Source organism: Metallibacterium sp. (assembly GCF_054637675.1).
In genome coordinates, this window is the sequence record NZ_JBTSRB010000054.1 from 1 (window position 1) to 18,346 (window position 18,346).

General features: G+C 65.6%; 12 protein-coding genes and 3 pseudogenes. 7 read left to right on the forward strand and 8 right to left on the reverse strand.

Features of this window, described 5'->3' with window-relative positions; genetic code table 11:
* Window positions 1-184: pseudogene (locus ACYDAT_RS13385) on the forward strand (hypothetical protein); the annotation flags it as partial.
* Between the two features lie 987 nt (window positions 185-1,171).
* Here ACYDAT_RS13385 and ACYDAT_RS13390 read toward each other — a convergent pair.
* Window positions 1,172-3,235 (reverse strand): dipeptidyl-peptidase 5, encoded by a 2,064-nt coding sequence (locus ACYDAT_RS13390; protein ID WP_461450693.1) that lies wholly within the window; start codon window positions 3,233-3,235, stop codon window positions 1,172-1,174.
* A 523-nt stretch (window positions 3,236-3,758) separates the two neighbouring features.
* Here ACYDAT_RS13390 and ACYDAT_RS13395 point away from each other — a divergent pair.
* Entirely contained in the window at window positions 3,759-3,908 is a 150-nt protein-coding gene (locus tag ACYDAT_RS13395; RefSeq protein WP_461440447.1) for a DUF455 family protein, read from the forward strand.
* 3 nt (window positions 3,909-3,911) lie between these two features.
* Here the strand turns inward: ACYDAT_RS13395 and queA are convergent, their stop codons facing one another.
* Both queA and ACYDAT_RS13405 read right to left on the reverse strand, forming a co-directional pair.
* On the reverse strand, window positions 3,912-4,946 hold the full coding sequence (queA, locus tag ACYDAT_RS13400) for a tRNA preQ1(34) S-adenosylmethionine ribosyltransferase-isomerase QueA (RefSeq protein ID WP_461450711.1): 1,035 nt from the start codon (window positions 4,944-4,946) through the stop codon (window positions 3,912-3,914).
* Window positions 4,947-5,150: 204 nt separating this feature from the next.
* Window positions 5,151-5,339, reverse strand: a pseudogene (locus tag ACYDAT_RS13405) (DUF488 domain-containing protein); the annotation flags it as partial.
* Window positions 5,340-5,449: 110 nt separating this feature from the next.
* Here ACYDAT_RS13405 and ACYDAT_RS13410 point away from each other — a divergent pair.
* Window positions 5,450-6,556, forward strand: a complete 1,107-nt coding sequence (locus ACYDAT_RS13410; RefSeq protein ID WP_461450695.1) for a LacI family DNA-binding transcriptional regulator — start codon at window positions 5,450-5,452, stop codon at window positions 6,554-6,556.
* Between the two features lie 6 nt (window positions 6,557-6,562).
* Here ACYDAT_RS13410 and ACYDAT_RS13415 read toward each other — a convergent pair whose 3' ends face one another.
* Genes ACYDAT_RS13415 through ACYDAT_RS13430 form a run of 4 tightly spaced genes read right to left on the reverse strand, consistent with a single transcriptional unit; the run spans window position 6,563 to window position 14,377 of the window.
* On the reverse strand, window positions 6,563-8,086 hold the full coding sequence (locus ACYDAT_RS13415) for an MFS transporter (protein WP_461450697.1): 1,524 nt from the start codon (window positions 8,084-8,086) through the stop codon (window positions 6,563-6,565).
* On the reverse strand, window positions 8,083-10,332 hold the full coding sequence (locus tag ACYDAT_RS13420; RefSeq protein WP_461450699.1) for a glucosidase family protein: 2,250 nt from the start codon (window positions 10,330-10,332) through the stop codon (window positions 8,083-8,085). The genes ACYDAT_RS13415 and ACYDAT_RS13420 overlap by 4 nt, the downstream gene beginning before the upstream one ends.
* On the reverse strand, window positions 10,332-12,746 hold the full coding sequence (locus ACYDAT_RS13425; protein WP_461450701.1) for a glycoside hydrolase family 31 protein: 2,415 nt from the start codon (window positions 12,744-12,746) through the stop codon (window positions 10,332-10,334). Before ACYDAT_RS13425 ends, ACYDAT_RS13420 begins: the two co-directional genes overlap by 1 nt.
* The gene (locus tag ACYDAT_RS13430; protein ID WP_461450703.1) at window positions 12,743-14,377 is read right to left on the reverse strand and encodes an alpha-amylase family glycosyl hydrolase; all 1,635 of its coding nucleotides are present in this window, start codon (window positions 14,375-14,377) and stop codon (window positions 12,743-12,745) included. Before ACYDAT_RS13430 ends, ACYDAT_RS13425 begins: the two co-directional genes overlap by 4 nt.
* Before the next feature lie 154 nt (window positions 14,378-14,531).
* On the opposite strand from ACYDAT_RS13430, the gene ACYDAT_RS13435 reads away from it, so the two are divergent.
* From ACYDAT_RS13435 to ACYDAT_RS13450, 4 genes are read left to right on the forward strand one after another with little or no spacing between them, the layout of a single operon-like run.
* Window positions 14,532-15,059 (forward strand): cation:proton antiporter domain-containing protein, encoded by a 528-nt coding sequence (locus tag ACYDAT_RS13435; RefSeq protein WP_461450705.1) that lies wholly within the window; start codon window positions 14,532-14,534, stop codon window positions 15,057-15,059.
* Entirely contained in the window at window positions 14,948-15,628 is a 681-nt protein-coding gene (locus ACYDAT_RS13440; RefSeq protein ID WP_461450707.1) for a cation:proton antiporter, read from the forward strand. The genes ACYDAT_RS13435 and ACYDAT_RS13440 overlap by 112 nt, the downstream gene beginning before the upstream one ends.
* Complete coding sequence (locus ACYDAT_RS13445) at window positions 15,547-15,786, forward strand: hypothetical protein (RefSeq protein ID WP_461440478.1); 240 nt, start codon at window positions 15,547-15,549, stop codon at window positions 15,784-15,786. The genes ACYDAT_RS13440 and ACYDAT_RS13445 overlap by 82 nt, the downstream gene beginning before the upstream one ends.
* On the forward strand, window positions 15,779-17,311 hold the full coding sequence (locus tag ACYDAT_RS13450) for a tryptophan halogenase family protein (RefSeq protein WP_461450709.1): 1,533 nt from the start codon (window positions 15,779-15,781) through the stop codon (window positions 17,309-17,311). The genes ACYDAT_RS13445 and ACYDAT_RS13450 overlap by 8 nt, the downstream gene beginning before the upstream one ends.
* 195 nt (window positions 17,312-17,506) lie before the next feature.
* On the opposite strand, the pseudogene ACYDAT_RS13455 reads toward ACYDAT_RS13450, so the two are convergent.
* Window positions 17,507-18,226, reverse strand: a pseudogene (locus tag ACYDAT_RS13455) (IS4 family transposase); the annotation flags it as partial.
* Between the last annotated feature and the right edge of the window lie 120 nt (window positions 18,227-18,346).

An 18,346-nucleotide genomic window follows, 5' to 3' on the forward strand; every position in this document is an offset into this window, starting at 1 on the left:
GCTGAAGCCCAAGTACCTGCAACGCTATCTCTCCGAGTTCTGCTACGACCCACGGAAGTCCCCAAGGGACCGCTTCAACCGCCGCTTCAAGCTGCAGGACCTGATCCCGCGCCTCATCGATGCTGCCGCCCACACCTCGCCGCTGCCGCACCGGCTGCTAACCATGGATGGCTTAGCTGGGTAATCAGGATGTTTATTGTCGTAAATGCATTAACATCCGACCCAAGAAACATCGACGCAATATGATTAATTTCAAGAAGCAATGTTCAAGAGAACGTTTTATGAAATATAATAATTTTAATATATTCATAAGTGTCGCATTGATTTTAATAGTGCTGCATCTTTTCCGAATTATTATGTGGGACTATTGGTATTTATTTCTAGTTTGGTTAATGATGCCCTTAACTACTTTTTGGATTCATGGTAACAACACGACTCTGAAACTTGCACTTGACACTCGCAAGTTTTTAAATAACGTATTTGTCTTTATCGCAATAGTATTATCATTAATAAATCTCTTAAACTATCACAAGTTGCAGGACGATTTTGGGAAACATTTCATTCACGGATATTATATGGTATGGAGTCATGATTGTTATGCCCCCAATGGTAATACTCCACCATCTAAATGCTTGATTGCAGATTTATCTGGTGTTGTGTGGTATTGGCATCCAATCCTTTATCTATTTAAATGGATCGATATAGCGCTTGTAATTCTTATCCCGGTAAGCACTCATTTCATAGGTAAAATTGAGATAGAAAAGAGTATTCTTAGAGAAGATGATCATTAGCTGCTGCACTTGAAGTTTTTTTGATGACGCGCCGACAAGTTGCGAAGGCCTGAGGTCGACCCCAGTTTTGTTCTGGAGTGGCGCGAGGCGCTTGGTCTGTAGCTTGGCGGCCGGACTTATGACGCTGGAATAAGCTGGCGAACGTGGTCAATACCAATTAGCTCGTTAGCATGACCACTAGACGCCAAGCCTCGATGCACTACACCAATTACTCGGAATTTCGCGTCGAGAACAGGGCCTCCGCTCATACCCATGAGCAAATCACCATCAACGCAAATCTTGCGAACTCCGCCGGCCGCGATGACATTGGTAACCGTGTGATTGAGTTTGGTTTTAAGCATACGATCAGGCCGTAACACCCCGCACAACGAGCGCGACTCCTACTCCTCGCCCGTCCAGCGCTTCATCCAGTTCAGCACGGTGTCGTGCCAGAGGATGCTGTTGGCGGGTTTGACCACCCAGTGGTTTTCGTCGGGAAAGTACAGGAACTCGCTGGGGATGCCACGGCGCTGCAACGCGGTGAACGCGGCCAGGCCCTGGGTGTCCGGGATGCGGAAGTCGAGCCCGCCGTGGATCACCAGCATCGGCACGCGCCAGTCCTGGACGTGGCGCAGCGGGTTGAATTTCTCGTAGTTCTGCGGGTGCTCGTACTCGGGGCCACGGTGTTCCCACTCGTCGAACCAGAGTTCCTCGGTGCTGTAGTACATGCTGCGGCTGTCGAACACGCCGTCGTGATCGACGAAGCATTTCCACGGCGCGTTCCACTTGCCGGCCATCCAGTACACCATGTAGCCGCCGTAGCTGGCGCCCAACGCGCAGGCGCGGTCGGCATCGAGAAACTTGAATTTCTTCAGCGCCGCGGCCCAGCCCAGCTTGAGATCGGCGAGCGGTTTGCCACCCCAGTCGCCGGAGATGGCGTCGGTGAACGCCTGCCCGTAACCGGTGGAACCGTGGAAGTTCACCGCCACCACGGCGAAGCCGGCGGCGGCGTAGGTCTGCGGATTCCAGCGGTAGTGGAACTCGTTGGTCCAGGCGCCCTGCGGGCCGCCGTGGATGAGGAACGCCACCGGATACTTCTTGCCCGGCACGTAATCGACCGGTGGCATCACGTAGCCCTCGACCGTGTGCTGGTTCCAGCCCTTGAAGGTGAAAAACTCGGCTGGCGCCAGACGCAACCTGGCCAGACGCGCGGTGTTGAAATCGGTGAGCGCGATGCGGCTTTCGTCGGCGCCGAGGCGATACAGATTGGTGGGGTGGGTGAAATCCTGCCAGGCGGCGACGATCTCGCCATCGGCACCGACCGCGAAGCCGCGCACCGTGCCCGCGCCGCTGAGCCGGGTGACCGCGCCATGGTCCACGCGCACCGCGAACAGCGGGTGCTGGCCGGCATCGTCCGCGCTGGTGTACAGCGTGCGGCCATCCGCGCTGATCGCCAGCGCACCGGCCGAGCGATCCCACTTCGGCGCGACCTCGCGGCGCAGCCCGGTATGCAGATCCAGCGCGATGATGGCGAAGCGGTCGGACTCGAAGCCGGGGCGCCGCATCGCCAGGTAATACAGCGTGTCACCACCGGGAGAAAGCAGCGGATAGCCGTCCCAGGCGGGGTTGCCGGGGGTCAAGTTTTCCGGCGCGGCATCGCCCTCGATAGCCACGCGGTAGATGTCGAAGTTGGTGCTCCATGGCTCGCCGTGACGCGCGATGCGCGCGTTGAAGTACAGGGTTTTGCCGTCCGGCGAGAACACATACTCGCTGTCGTCGCCAAACGGCTTGGATGGCACGTCGCCGTCGATGCCGCGGGTCAGCAGCGCGGGCGCGCCACTGGCCTTGCCGTCCGCATCCAGGGTGAGCAGGAACAGTTGATTGCGGCGGCCATCGGCCCAGGTGTCCCAGTGGCGCACGAACAGTTTGTCGTAGACGCGGCCACTGGCCTTGTCGGCCTCGCGTGCGTTGAGCTTTTCGCGCGTGCAGGCGATATCGCCGTTGCAGTCGGTGAATACGCTCAGCGCCACGGCGAGATGCACGCCATCGGGCGATACGCGAAAACCCTCGACGTCCAGCGGCAGATCGCTCACCTGCAGCGCCGTGCCACCCGCTGGCGCGATGCGGAAAATCTGCATGCGCTCGCCGGCCTTGGCCAGATAGAAAATGTTTTTGCCATCGGCCGACCAGCGCGGCTGGCTGCCTTCGGCGATGTGCTGCGGCACCGAGCCAGGCGTGCTGCGATCCAGAACCCACACGCCCGACACGCTCTTGTTGGCGGTCACGTCCACCTGGCGCACATCGAACAGCAGCCAGCGCGGATCGGTGCCGAGCTGCGGATCGCCGACGCGATCCATCGCCACCAGATCGCGCACGTCCAGCGGGTGGGTGCCTTCATCGGCGGCGATCACCGGCACGCCGGCGCTCATCAGCACCAGGCCCAGAGCAAGACTGCGCAATGACATGGGGTTCTCCTGCGGCGAATAGCCGGCAACGCTAGGTCGCCGCGGCGTACATCGCAAGCGCCATCGGTCATGCAAGGTGGGGAGCGGGGAGCCGAGCTTCTGGATGACCAGCTCCGCTGTTGTAAAGCGATTCCCGTCCGCGCCTGCGCGGGGGCAGGCTCTGCGGAGGAATGACGAGCCCAAGGCATGACAGCAACGCGGTGGGGCACGGTGCGTTCTATTTTTCTCGTCATCCCCGGGCGCGCGCAGCGCGAGCCGGGGATCCAGCGGCGCTGCCATGCGCTGCGCTGGATGACCAGCTCCGCTGTTGTAAAGCGATTCCCGCCCGCGCATGCGCGGGAATGACGAAACAGGAATCGTGGCCCCCGCTATGGCACATCTCATGCCTTGCGCTGCGCAAGCACTCACTCCCCACTCCCCACTAACATTCCCCCATGCCCTCCCTGTTCACCGTCGCGCAGCAGTGTCTGGACTGCACCGACCCCGTGCAGAAAGCGCGGTTGACGCGTGACGCCGCGGCGGCATTCGCGCGCGCGACGGGTTGGAGCCGCAGGCGACGTTTCACGCGCTGCTTGCCGAGTACATGCCGGGCGGGCAGCGCGGACCGTTCAATCTCGAAGCACGCCGCGCCGCCGGCTTCAGCGCGGATGAACTGGATGTGCTGACGCGCTGAGCCTCAATGCGCGGCGCGCGGCCAGATCAGCATGGCATCGCCATAGGAAAAAAAGCGGTAACGCGCGGCCACGGCATGGCGATACGCGGCCAGCATGAACTCGCGCCCAGCCAGCGCCGATACCAGCATCAGCAATGTCGATTCGGGCAGATGGAAGTTGGTCAGCAGGGCGTCGATCTGGCTGAACCGATAACCCGGCAAGATGTAGATATCGGTCTCGCCCGCGCAAGGCGCCAGCGCACCGCCGGGCGCGGCGCTTTCCAGCGCGCGCACCACGGTGGTGCCCACCGCGATCACGCGCCCGCCGGCGGCGCGCGCATGCCGGATCTGCTCGACCAGCGCCGCGCCGACGTTGATCCACTCGCGGTGCATGTGGTGATCCTCGACCCGCTCGCCGCGCAGCGGCTGGAAGGTGCCGGCGCCGACGTGCAGCGTCACGCAACCGAACCGCACGCCGCGCGCGCGCAGCGCATGCAGCAGCGCGGCGTCGAAATGCAGCCCCGCGGTCGGCGCCGCCACCGCGCCAGCATGGCGCGCGAACACGGTCTGGTAACGCTCGGCATCGGCGGCATCGGGCGCGCGCGCGATGTACGGCGGCAGCGGCATCTGCCCGAGCCGCTGCAACAGATGCTCCAGCGCTTCGTCCACCTCGAAGCGCAGCAGGAAGAATTCACCCTCGCGCCCCAGCACGCGCACGCGGCTGCCATCGGCCAGCGCCAGGCAGGTACCGGGCCGCGGCTTCTTGCTCACGCCAAGCTGCGCGCGCACCTCATGGCCGCCGATGATGCGCTCGATCAATATCTCCGCCGCGCCGCCGGTGTCCTTGCGCGCGAACAGCCGCGCCGGCAGCACGCGTGTGTCGTTGAACACCAGCAGATCGCCGGCACGCAGTTGCGTGGGCAAATCGCGCACGTGTTCATCGCGCCAGGCCGCGCCGGCGACGTCCAGCGTCAGCATGCGGCTAGCGCTGCGCTCCGACAGCGGCGCTTGCGCGATCAAATCGGCGGGGAGTTGGTAGTGGAAGTCGGACTTCTTCAAGGTGGCCATCCGCGCGGACAAGGCGCTTGGGGGCCGGCAATTATCCGCGATTCGTGGCGGACGCCGATGGGCTCCCGCATGTGTCTGCACAGTTTGCCGGCAGCAGCGCCGCAGCAATACCCGAGCGTGGTCGTGCGCGGCGTCGCGCGCGGCGTAAATCAGGCGCAGCGGCCGGCCTGCCGCAACAACTCGCGCAGCGTGCGCAAACCACTGGCGCAGCGCCGTACCCGGCGCCAACTCGCGCGCCCATGCATCGAGTGCCGGCTGCACTTTGCCGCGACCACGCGGCCACCGCCGATCGATCAGCACGCGATAGCTGTCACGCATGGATGCACACGTGTAAACGTTTTCAGTTTCGATCCTCATAGGCAACGCCTCTTGCTTGCCGATCATCGCATCGCGTGATCTGACCCGGGATCTCGGATCATGTTGCAGCACAAGCTGTTTCAGCGCTGGTCGCGGCCTAGACTGCGGCCACGTTCGCGCTGCCGAGGCTGCTCCACGTGCAGATCAAGGGCAAACCCAACTCGCTGGATATCGCGCACCTGGCCGGCGTTTCGCAGGCCACGGTTTCGCGCGCGCTGCGCGGTCACGCCTCGGTCAACCGCGCCACCCGCGAGCGCATTCTGGAAGTGGCGCAACAGCTCAACTACAAGGTCGACAAGAACGCCTCGAATCTGCGCACGCAGCAATCCGGCACGCTGGCGCTGCTGCTGTTCGAGGATCCCACGGTCGATGAGTCCAATATCAATCCGTTTTTCCTGTCGATGCTGGGCTCGATCACGCGCGCTTGCGCGCAGCACGGCTACGACCTGCTGATCTCGTTCCAGCAGCTCTCGCGCGACTGGCACGCCGATTACGAGGACTGCCACAAAGCCGACGGCTTGATTCTGCTCGGCTACGGCGATTACCTCGATTACCGCAGCCGACTCGAAGCGCTGGTCGCGCAGGACACGCATTTCGTGCGCTGGGGTGCGGTGCTGGCGGATCAACCGGGCCTTTCGATCGGCGGCGACAACGACGCTGGCGGACTGGCGGCGACGCGACATCTGCTGGCGCTGGGGCGGCGGCGCATCGGCTTTCTCGGCCACGCCTCGCTGCACGCGCCCGAGTTTCTGGAGCGCTATCAGGGCTACGCGGCGGCGCTGCGTGAAGCCGGGCTCACGCCCGATCCGCTGCTGCAGGCCGACGCCATCTCCACCGAGGCCGCCGGCTGCGAGGCCGCCAATCTGGTGCTGGAACGCGGCGCGCGCTGCGACGCGCTGTTCGCGGCCAGCGACTTGATCGCCATCGGCGCGATGCGCGCGCTGTTCGCGCGCGGCCTGCGCGTACCCGAGGACGTGGCCGTGGTCGGCTACGACGATATCCCCATGGCGCAATCCACGCATCCGGCGCTGACCACGGTGCAGCAGGACACGCGCCACGCCGGCGAACTGCTGGTGGATACGCTGCTGCGCATGGTGCAGGGCGAAGCCGTGCAGTCGATCAAGCTGCCGCCGCGGTTGATGGTGCGCCAGTCCTGCGGTGCCGTCTTGCAGCCGGCGCGCACGCCGGCCACGGTGACGCCGCTGCCCGATGGCGCGCGCCGCGCGCGCCGCCACGCGCGCTGAGGCCAATCAGACTCGGCTTTGCGCTGCAGGCTGCAGCGCGACGCGCGCGGGTTCCTGCACACGCAACACCGCCAGCCCGGCGATGAACAAACTCAGCGCGCCCAGCGCCAGCGCGCCCATCGGCTGATCGTGGAAGAACAGCTTCAGCAGCAGACCGAGCACGCTGGCCGCCAAAAGCTGCGGAATCACGATGAAGAAATTGAAGATGCCCATGTACACGCCCATCTTCTGCGCCGGCACATGATCGGCCAGCAGCGCGTAGGGCAAGGCCAGGATCGAGGCCCAGGCGATGCCCACGCCGACCATCGACAGCAGCAGCCAGTGCGGGTTGTGGATCAGCAGGATCGACGCCAACCCGGCCGCGCCCAGCCACAGATTGATCAGATGCGTGACGCGCAAACCCAGCGCGCGCACCACGAACGGAATCAGAATGGCCGCCAGCGCGGCGACACCGTTGTAAGCGCCGAACAGGATACCCACCCAGTTGGCGCCGGCGTTGTACGCGGCCGACAACACATTGCTGCTGCCGAACTGCACCGAGGTCACCGCCGCGGTGGTGTAAATCCACAGCGCGAACAGCGCGAACCATGAGAAAAACTGCACCCAGGCCAAGCGCCGCATGGCCTTGGGCATGGTGTACAGATCGCCCAGAATCTGCGCCGCAGCGCCGCGATCGGCCTGTGCGCCGCCGCGCCCACTGTGGCGCCACGCCAGCCACAGCAGGGCCAGCCCATAGGCCAGCAGTCCGGCCGCCAGCAGGTACACCTCGGGCTTCAGCGCGAACACATGGATGAGCACGGCCAGAGCCACGCCGGCCAGCGCCCACAGCGCACCGCTGCGCCGCGCCTTGCGTGCATCGATCGGGGTTTCTGTCAGCGGCGTGCTGTCCGCGAACGCGGCCAGACGCTGCGGCGGATACTCGCGCGAATTGGCCACCGTCCACAGTATCGACAGCAGCAATACCACCGCGCCGGCGTAAAACGAATAGCGCACCGTCTCCGGCACCATGCCGCGCGCGGCGGTGTTGTCGAAACCGAGCTGCGCCAGCAGCCACGGCAGGATCGAGGCCACCACCGCGCCGACGCCGATGAAAAAAGTCTGCATGGCGTAGCCTGCGGCGCGCTGCTGCACCGGCAACTGATCGGCGACGAAGGCGCGGAACGGCTCCATCGACACGTTGAACGAGGCGTCCATCATCCACAGCGTCAGCGCCGCCACCCACAACAGCGGCGCGTTGGGCATCACCAGCAGCGCCAGCGCGCTGAGCACGGCGCCGGCCAGAAAATACGGGCGGCGCCGGCCCAGGCGCGTCCACGTGTGATCGGAGTAGTGCCCGATGATCGGCTGCACCAGCAGGCCGGTCAGCGGCGCGGCGATCCACAGGATCGGAATCTGGTCCACGCTGGCGCCGAGGGTCTGGAAAATGCGGCTGACGTTGGCCATCTGCAGCGCGAAGCCGAACTGGATACCGAGAAAGCCGAAGCACATGTTCCAGATTTGCCAGAAGCTCAGCTCGGGCTTGCGATTCATGGGGCGCTTCCGGCGGGGACCGCCGCGGATTCTGGCACCGCTGGCGCATGCGTTGCCGGCGCGGGCGAAATCAGCAGCGTGCCGATTCGCGCCGCGTTCAGTGGTCCGCTGGCCCCGCCCTGCCCGCCGGTGTATAGCGCGGCCTGCGTCAGAAAGCTCATGTTGAAGCCTTGCCGCAGCGCGAACGCGCAGTGCGCGCCGGCCGCCGCATGGAAGCGCGCCACGGTCGAACGCTGCGTGCCGATCGCCTGGGGCATCACCACCGGCACGACCTGCTCGGGCGCATCGCCGCAGCGGATGGCGACGCGTTTGACCGCCGCGGTGATGCCGGTGCTGATCGGGCCGTGGGTGTTTTCGTATTCCAGGCGCAAGAAATAATCCCCCGTGGCCAGCGCGGTCCACGCGCGCGGCCAGGCGCCGTCGATGCGCATGGTCTCGCCCACGCAGACGGGATCACTGGGCAACGAATCGACGCCCTGCGCGCGCGTGGTCAGACTGAAGCACTGGCGCGCGGCGCTGGCTGGCACGCGCCAGCGCTTGGCGGCCGCTCCTAGCGCGCGTCCACCCACCCACAACGTGGCGCGCACGGCACTGTGCACCTGCCAGCGATCGCCGACGCGTTCGATGCGCGGTGGCGCGGGCGTGGCAGGTGCATATACCGGCTGCGGCGCACGCAGCGGTGGCGCCGACACGGTGATGGCCTTGAGCTGCGCGCGCACGACGCTGCCGTCATGCGCCACGCTATCGGCCACCAGCAGGTTGCCGTCGAGCGTGACGGGGCGCAGCAAAATCACGGTCTGCGTCGGCGTGCGCAGGGTGATCCGATCGCGCGTGCCGAACAGCATCGGCACCAGGCTGACCGGAATCTCGGGCGCGATGCGGCCATCGCTTTCCATGCCGAACACGCCCTCGACCACCATGTTGAGATACCCCGCCACCGACCACAGTTGCCGGCGCGAATCCACCACTGGGCCGCCGAGCTTGCCGGGCAGATGCGTGCTGAGTCCGGGCAGCGCGAAGTTCTCCATGTTCGAGCCGCTGAGTGCCGCCGCGCGTACCAGCGAACGCAGCGCATGCGCGATCTGCATGGGGTCTTGAATGGCGCGCGCCGCGCGCAGCGCATAGGCGCTGACGAATGGCCACAGCGCGCGGTTGTGATACACGGGCTGGTCGGCGCGCTCGGGCCAGATCACCGGGCTGCCGGCCGGCCAGGTCGGATAGTTGTCCAGCGCTTGTTGCGCGCGCGTGCCCTCGGCCACGCCGCTGGTGATCGCCAGCGCGGTACCGAGCAAGTCGTAGGCATCGACCGGCAAGGGCGGATCGCCGCCACCGAGGTAGCTGCGATACAACCCGCGCGCCGGGTTCCAGAACCAGCGGTTGATCGCCACCTTCAGCGCCCGCGCCTGCCGCGCGTAATGCCGTGCGAGGTGCGCATCGTCGCGCCGCCGCGCCAGCCGCGCGCCGAGTCGCAGGGCTTCGTAATGCAGCACGTTGGTCGACAGCGCATAGGACTGCGCGATGAAGCGCGCGTTGTCCGCCGTCCAGCCCGGATAGGTCTGCTGGCGCCAGTCCATGAACGAGGTCTCGCCGCGATACAGGCCCACGCCGGCATCGAAGGCGTATTCGCGATCCTGCGCCAGCGTGTCGCGCAGCGCGCGCCAGGTCTGCTGCGCAAACGTCGGATCATCGAGCAAATGCCGCGCGCCGAGAAACCACACCACGCGATCGGTGCTGATCGGCCAACTGCCGCCGGAGCCGGTGTCCTGCATCACGTACAGGCCCTGCGGCGGCGCCGCGTCGCGCACCGTGGACAGCCGAAATTGCAGCGAGCGCCGCGCGCGTGGCGCATCGAAACGCCACAACGCCAGATCGGTGGAATACGACAGATCACGCGTCCACGTGAAGGGCCACTGCTTGCCGGCGATGAAGCAGTCGCAGGCGATCGGCTGGCCGTGGTTCCAGCCCGGATCAGTGATGGCGGATACCGCATCCTTGCGCAAATCGTCCTGCGCCATGGCGAACAGGCCATCGAACAGCACGCTGGCGGTGTCGGCACGCCACGCCTGTGCCGCAATCGCGCGCGTGCCATCCGGCGCGTGCAGCACGAAGCCGCCCGCCGGCGCCGGCATCATGCGCGCCGTGCGCTGGCCGAGGCTGAGCTGCTCGTGCCACTCCGGCGCGGAGTGAGCCTGTGTGCCTGCCACGGTCAGCGCCAGCAGCAGACCCAAACCCAGCGCACGACGCATCAGCGCGACTCCAGCAGCAGGTACTGGCCGAAGCCCGCGCGCAGCTTGAGCCAGGTCACCGGGCCATAGCGGTCATGCCCCGTGGCCCAGCCCGGCGCGGCGCCGGCCTGCAAGGCGGCGAGGCTGTCGTGCTGCGTCAGCGGCGCGCCCGCAGCCTGCACCGCGCGCGCGGCGATGCCGTGCACCGCGAACAGGTAAGTCTGCAACGCGGGCTTGTAACTGCCTTGCGCCGGTGCCAGCGACAGGCGCACACCCTGTGCCTCGCGCTGTGTGTCGATGCGCTGCAGGAAATAGTCGCCCTGCTCGTAGGCGTAATTGCTGCCGTTGTCGTCGTAATACTCGAAGGTGCTGCGCGTATCGGCCGGGAACACCTGCACACTCACCTGGGTGACCGGATGCTGGCCGACGTACTCCATCACCGGCTGCATGGGAATGATGGCGCCGGCGCGCACGAACAGTGGAATGTCGGCCCAGGATCGGGCATCGACCGGCAGCGTGACGGTATGCGCGCCGCGATACACCTTGCCGCTGGACCACTCGGTCCACTGACCAGGCGGCAGCAGAATGCGCTTCTCGGTCTGGCCCGGTTGCATCACCGGCGACACCAGCAGCCAGTCGCCGAACATCCAGGCGCTGATGTCGTTGCGCACGGCGGCATCGTCCGGGAAGGCCATGGCCAGCGGGCGCACCACGCCGACGCCGGCACTGTGATCCTGCCACGCATAACTGTAGATATACGGCAGCAGTTGATAGCGCAGGCGCATCGCCGCCACCGCCGCGGCCTCGGCTTTGGGGCCATAAATCCACGGCTGGCGACGCTGGTCATGATCGCCGTGCACACGGAAGATCGGACAGAACGCGTCGAACTCGATCCAGCGCGCGTAGTTCTGCGGGCTGGGATGACCTTGGAAGCCGCCGCCATCCATGCCCCACCACATCTCGCCGGTATTGATGGTACTGAGCATGCGCTCGCGCTGCGCGGCCATGTTGGCGAAACCGGTCTTGCTGTCACCCGACCACAGCGCGTAGGCGTAGCGCTGCGCGCCCAGATAAAAATCGCGATTGAGCGAGAACACGCGCGTATCGGGGAAGTACTTGCGCTGGCCGTCGTACAGCGCGCGCTGCATGTTCATGAACTGGGTATCGTCCGGCGTGGTATCGGCCTCGTCGTTCCACCAGCCGACGATGCCGGTGGCGAAACTGTGGCGCAGCGCCGGATTGAAAAACCACGCGCGCACGGCCGGGTTGTCGAAGGCCAGATCCCGCACCAGCTTGTGCGAGAAATAATCCGGCTCGGCCTTCAGCCCAGGAAACCAGAAGTCGTGTGCGCTGGCGTACTGGCCCTCGATGGTATGCACGTGGATGCGCGGCTTCATGATGCCGATCAGGTGCACGCCCAGCGCGTCGAGTTGCTTTTTCAGCGCGCCATCCGGGCCACCCGGAAACTTCTTCGTGTTCCAGCGGAATTCGCCGTAATCGTTCTGGCCCCAGGCCTTCCAGTCGAAATCCAGCGCGTAGGCATCCAGCGGAATATGCAGCGCGCGGTATTTGCGCACGATGTGCAGCAGCTCGGTCTGGTCGATGCCCCACTGGCTGTTGATGAAGCCCAGCGACCACTTCGGAAACAGCGGCGCCGCGCCGCTGAGGCTGCGCAGGCCCGCGAACAAGGCCGCGGGTGCGCCGGCGATCACGAAGAAATGCGTGTCGGGCTTGGACAGATCGCTCCAGGCGATATGACCGTCGCTGATATGCACCCGCGCGCCCAGCGTATCGACCAGCACACCCCAGCCCGCCGTGCTCCACAGCCACGGCGCACCGGGGTGACCCTGCATGCCGGCCTTGACCGTCCACTGGCCATTTCGCAGCAGGTCGGCTGTGGATTTGCTGGAGATGCTGTAGCCGCCCAAACCATACAACGCATCCGCGGGATTACTTTGCAGCGCGATACGTCCAGCGCGCAGCGCGGCCAGATCATCCACGCGCAGCAATGCGTGACCCGCGGCGTCGCGGATGGTCAGGCGATCGCCCATCTGCCGCCAACGCACCTGCATCTTCGGCGAAGTCTGCAACACGTCGCCCGCCGCGTCGCTGCGCACCTGCGGGGCGAAGTGCATGAAGCCGGCGTGCGCGTCCAGCACCAGCGTATCCGGGCTGGCATGCGCGTTGGGCAACAGATGCACCTCGACGATATCCGGCGCCCACCAGCGCACGGTGATCACATCCGCGCCCTGACGCAGATCGAAACCGTAGCGGTGCGTGGTCACCCATACGGGAACCGCGGCAGCGGTAGATGCCGTCGCGATCGGCGCCGCGGCCACAGGCGCGGCATCTTGCGCCTGCGTCGGGACACCCATCGCCAGCAGCGCCGCGAAAACCAGACCCGGCCATGCGGCCCATGCAGCGCGCACCTTCATGGCGTCCTCCGCGCGTGGGTGTCAGCCGTCACGGGCGTGCCGTCGAGCACCGCGCTGCTGTAAGCCGGCAGCTTCAGCACACTCCCGTCGATGATGGCTTGCGCGCTGGTACTGCGCAGCAGCGTCGCATAGTGCAGCCCGCCGACGCTGCGCAGACGCAGATGCTGCGGCTGGCCGGAAAGGTTGTGCACCACCAGAACACCGCCTGCGTGATCGCGCAAACGCCACGCCGCCAGCGCCGGGTTGCCGGTGGCGTATTCGCCCGCCACGCCGTCGCGCAGCGGCGCGATATCCATGCGCCAATGAATCAGCTCGCGGTAGCGGCCGAGCAGCGAATGCGGGTTGTTCTTCTCCGCCTGCACCGAAACATCCTCGCGCATCGGCACCGGCGAGACTTCCCACGTGGTTTCTCCGGGTGCCGTGCGGCTGATGTCCCAGCGCATGGGCTCGCGATCCTGCGGATCGGGCTTGGTGCCGCGCATGCCGATCTCCTCGCCGTAGTACACGTATGGGTTACCCGGCAGGGTCAGCAGCAGGGCCGCGGCCACTTTCATGTGCTCGAGGTTGCCGCGCAGATCGGTCATCACGCGCTGCTGATCGTGGTTGCTCAGGAACGGCGCATCCATCACGTAGTGCCCGGCGGCGGCCCGGTACACGGTCTGCATGTGCACCAGCGCATCGCCAATGCCATCATCGCGGCCGCTGCTGGCGCTCTTGATCAGGCGCACCGCCAGCGGGAAATCAAACACCGCATTGAGCGGCTTCACGAAAGGCGCATCCAGCCGGTAGTGGCTGCCCGTCACCTCGCCGACCAGATACGCATGCGGATCGACCTTATCGAGACCGCTGCGATATTCGCTCCACCACGCGGCGTCCTCGCGCATGATCGCCATGCTGTGGTCGTCCTGCTGCAACTTGTCGAAGATGTGCTTGGCCGCATCGAGGCGGAAGCCGTCGGCGCCTTTACGCAACCAGAAACGGCCGATCGAGATCATCGCGTGGCGCACGGCTGGATTGTCGTAGTTCAGATCCGGCATGCAGCGGCAGAAGATACCCATGTAATGCTGCTTGCCCAACGTGCGCCACACCGGCCCGCCCCACGGACTTTTCTCCTTGAGGTTGGTATGCGGCCCGGCCCAGATATACCAGTCGTGGTAGGTGCTGGCCGGGTTCCGCGCGGCGATGAACCACGGATTCTGGTCGCTGGTGTGGTTGATCACCATGTCGAGGATGACCTTGATGCCATCCGCGTGCGCGGCCTTCACCAGGCGCTCGAAGTCGGCCATGCTGCCGTACTGCGGGTTGATGGCGCGGTAATCGGTGATGTCGTAGCCGTGATAGCTGGGCGAAGGAAAGATCGGCATCAGCCAGATGCCGCTGACGCCCAGGCTCTTGAGGTAGGGCAGCTTGGCGGTGACGCCGTCGAGATCGCCGATACCGTTGCCATCACTGTCGTAAAACGAGCGCACGAAGATTTCGTAGTACACGCCCGAGGGCGCCGGCGCACCGATGCCGGACGCAACCGGCGCGGCCGCCTGCGGTGCGGCCCACGCACAGGCCGAAGCCAGCAACCCGGCAAACAACAGCGAAAGCACGACCCGCGGCGCGCGGATCCGGCGTGAACTCGGCATGTCGGCAACTCCCTGGTGGCGGCCCGCCGTCGCGGGCACTTGCCGTGATGTTAGGCCGCGGCGGCAGTGCCGGGTGCGTGTGCATACGTATTCATGCATCGAGTCCACGCGATGTCCCGCGCGCACGGCTGCTGCGGCACGCATCGGTGAAGCCGTGAACGCCGTTTTCCGGTTAGGCTGCGGCACGCACTACACAACGCCCATCGCGATGACCGATACCGAACGCTTTCTGATCGCGCTGGCGATCATTTTCGGACTGCCCTATGCGATCTGGCGGCTGGGCCACACCGACTACTGGGCGCCGTTGGTGGTGGTGCAGATCATCACCGGCATCGTGCTGGGGCCGGGCCTGCTGGGTGCGGTGTTTCCCGCCTGCTACCACGCCGTTTTCGAGCCGCGCATGGTGCAGGCGCTCAACGGCGTGGCCTGGTGGGGCGTGATGCTGTTCGTGTGGATCGCCGGCATCGAACTGGACCTGAAGGAGGTCTGGCGCCAGCGCCGCGAATGCGGCACCACGGCGCGCTGGCGCTGGGCACGCCGCTGCTGTTCGGCGCCGTGGCGGCGGCAGGCATGCTGGCCTGGCGCGGCGGCTGGATCGGCCCGCGCGGCGACGACTGGCAGTTCGTGCTGGGCGTGGGCATGGCCCGCGCGGTCACCGCCCTGCCGATCCTGGTGCTGCTGATGGACAAACTGGCCATCCTGCGCACGTCGTTCGGACAGCGCGTGCTGCGTTACGCCAGCCTGGACGACGTAGCGATTTGGGCGGTGCTGGCATTGATCCTGCTGGACTGGCACCGCATCGGCATGCAACTGACGTTCCTGCTGTTGTTCTTCCCCGCTGCCTGGCTGTTCCGCCGCCTGCTGCGCGCGCTGCCCGCGGCCGATCGCTGGTACGTCGCGCTGGTGGGACTGGCGCTGGTGGCGTTCGCGGCCGATCACTCGGGCCTGCATTTCATGGTCGGCTCGTTCCTGGCCGGCGTGGTGATCGATCACGACTGGTTCGACGGCAAGCAACTGGACGGGTTGCGCGGGCACGTGCTGCTGGTGCTGATGCCGGTGTTTTTCCTGTCCACCGGGCTGCGCACCAGTTGGTCGCTGGGCGGCCTGGCCGTGCTCGGTGCCGCCGCGCTGCTGCTGCTGGCGGAGAGATCGCCGGCAAGCTGGCCGGCGTGGCCCTGGCCGGGCGCCTGCTGGGCTGGACCAACGGCGATGCCTGGCGCATCGGCTGGCTGCCGCAGACCAAGGCACTGATCATGATCATCTACGTCAACATCCTGCTCGACCGCGGCCTGATCAGCAGCGATACCTTCACCGCGTTGCTGCTGATGGCCGTGGTCAGCACCATGCTGACCATGCCGATGGTGGCGCCACGGCTGCGTGCCACCAGCGGAGCCGCGCAACATGGCTGAGCCCATGCGCACACCCGGCGGCGGTCCGCGCAGCCTGCGCCGCATCGTCATCGTCGGCGGCGGCACGGCCGGGTGGATGACCGCGGCGGCGCTGGCCCACGCGCTGCGCGGCAACTGCCGCATCGACCTGGTCGAATCGGAGGAGATCGGCAGCATCGGCGTCGGCGAGGCCACGATTCCGCCGATCAAGCTCTTCAACCGCTCGCTCGGCATCGACGAGAACGCCTTCGTCGCCGCCACCCAGGGCACGTTCAAGCTTGGCATCGAATTCGTCGACTGGACGCGCAAGGAGCAGCGTTACTTCCATCCCTTCGGCCAGTTCGGCGCCGAATTCGACGCCGTGCCGCTGCATCACTACTGGCTGCGCGAGCGTGCGCGCGGAGACGCCACGCCGCTGCAGGAATACGCGATGGCCTGGGTGGCGGCGCGCAACGGCAAGTTCGAACGGCCGCTGGCCGACCGGCAGCGCGTGCAATCGACCTACGATTACGCCTACCACTTCGACGCCGCGCTGTATGCGAAATACTTGCGCGCCTACGCCGAACAACGCGGCGTGCTGCGCAGCGAAGGCAAGCTCGTCGATGTGGCTCTGCGCGCCGACGACGGCTTCATCCAGAGCGTGACGCTCGGCAGCGGCGCTATGCTGGAGGGCGACCTGTTCATCGACTGCTCGGGCTTTCGCGGCCTGCTGATCGAGGGCGCACTGCAGACCGGCTACGAGGACTGGCAGCATTGGCTGCCTTGCGACCGCGCGGTGGCCGTACCATGCACGCACGGCTGCGACCCCACCCCGTACACCCGCGCCACCGCGCACGCGGCCGGCTGGCAGTGGCGCATCCCGCTGCAGCACCGCATGGGCAACGGCCACGTCTATTGCAGCCGGTTCATCGGCGACGACGAGGCCGCGCAGGTGCTGCTCGACCACCTCGAAGGCACGCCGCTGGCCGAACCGCGGTTCCTGCGTTTCAGCGCCGGGCGGCGCAAGCAGTTCTGGAACCGCAACTGCGTCGCCATCGGCCTGGCCGCCGGCTTCATGGAGCCGCTGGAATCGACCAGCATCCACCTGATCCAGTCGGCGGTCACCCGCCTGCTGGCGCTGTTTCCGGACCGCGACTTCGATCCGATCACGGCGCAGGAATTCAACCGCATCACGCATGTGGAATACGAGCGCATCCGCGATTTCCTGATCCTGCACTACCACGCGACGCAGCGAGACGACGCGCCGCTGTGGCGGTACACGCGCAGCATGCCGATTCCGCACACGCTGCAATACAAGATCGACCATTTTCGCCGCCACGGCCGTCTCGTCGCCGAGAACCTGGAGTTGTTCCAGAACCCGAACTGGCTGGCGATACTCACCGGCCAGGAGGTCTGGCCCGAGCGCTACGATCCGCTGGTCGACCTGCGTAACGACGTCGATGCGCCGCGAATGCTCGGCAGCCTGCGCCGCGTCATCGCCGAGGCCGTGCAGGCCATGCCCACGCACCGGCAGTACATCGAGCGCCATTGCCGGGCGCGGTCGTAGGATTCGACTTCAGGTTCACGATTCTGGCCTGCGTGGCGTCAAGCCAGCGACGGCCAGTCGCTTCGGACGGGGAGCCGGTGCCAGCTTCCGAGCCCGCGAACCGTGCCCATCTACTGCTATGTTGGGAAGGCCGAGAACGATCCGAAGGAGACGGTCCGGGAAAGTGCACTCTGACCCTGAGGTTTCCCCACGAATTCACGCCGGCACCTGCATCTGAGCGAGTGTCGCCGAAGGCAGTGAATCCAGTCGGTCGAGCCATCGTGATAGGGGCTCCATGGGCCACGACCTGACCAGTGCTTCGCGTCCGAGACGCAGGACCGAATAGAGCCTGCGGGTTGATCGTCTGGGCGAGAGCCAGTGCGCGATGCCGAGTGCTTCGCAGGCGAGGCCGGCCAGCCAACTGGCGAAGGCGGCCAGCGCATTCACCAGCAGCAGGATGCCGATGCGCTTGCCGCTGCGTGTCAGGCTGTCTTCGAAGCCTTGGCCGTAACGGTGCGATTTCAAATCACGGAACGACAATTCGATCTGCATGCGCCGCGCGTACAGGGCGACCAGCTGTCGTGCGTTCAGATTCGCCAGTGCGGGTGACGCCACGATCAGCCAAGGCTCACGCTCACGCGCAGCGCATTGCAGACTCATCTTGCGGCGTGCCACGTGTCCAAACCGATTGCGCTGCTTCCGTCCCTGGGGTGGCTTGCGGTAGACCACGACGCGACAGACCCAGGGCGCGTTACGGACCGTATCCATCAAGCCCAGATCGCGCGGGTGCGCGCTCGCCAACGCATACAGTGCGCGACAGGGCATCCATTGGCTCTCCTCATCCTCGACCGCCACCGGCTTCACCAGCGTGCGGTGGCGCAATCGACCCACCCAATCCCAGCCCATGGCCGAAACGGCCTGGAACCACGGGCGGCGTGAAGCTGTCCCCTGAAACCGGAGATCAAGAAGCCGGGTTTGTGGTGGACGCATGGTCTGCGGTTTTCAGTCTCCTTGCATAGTCGTTGGGTGACAAGTAGCCAAGCGCGGAATGCAGAC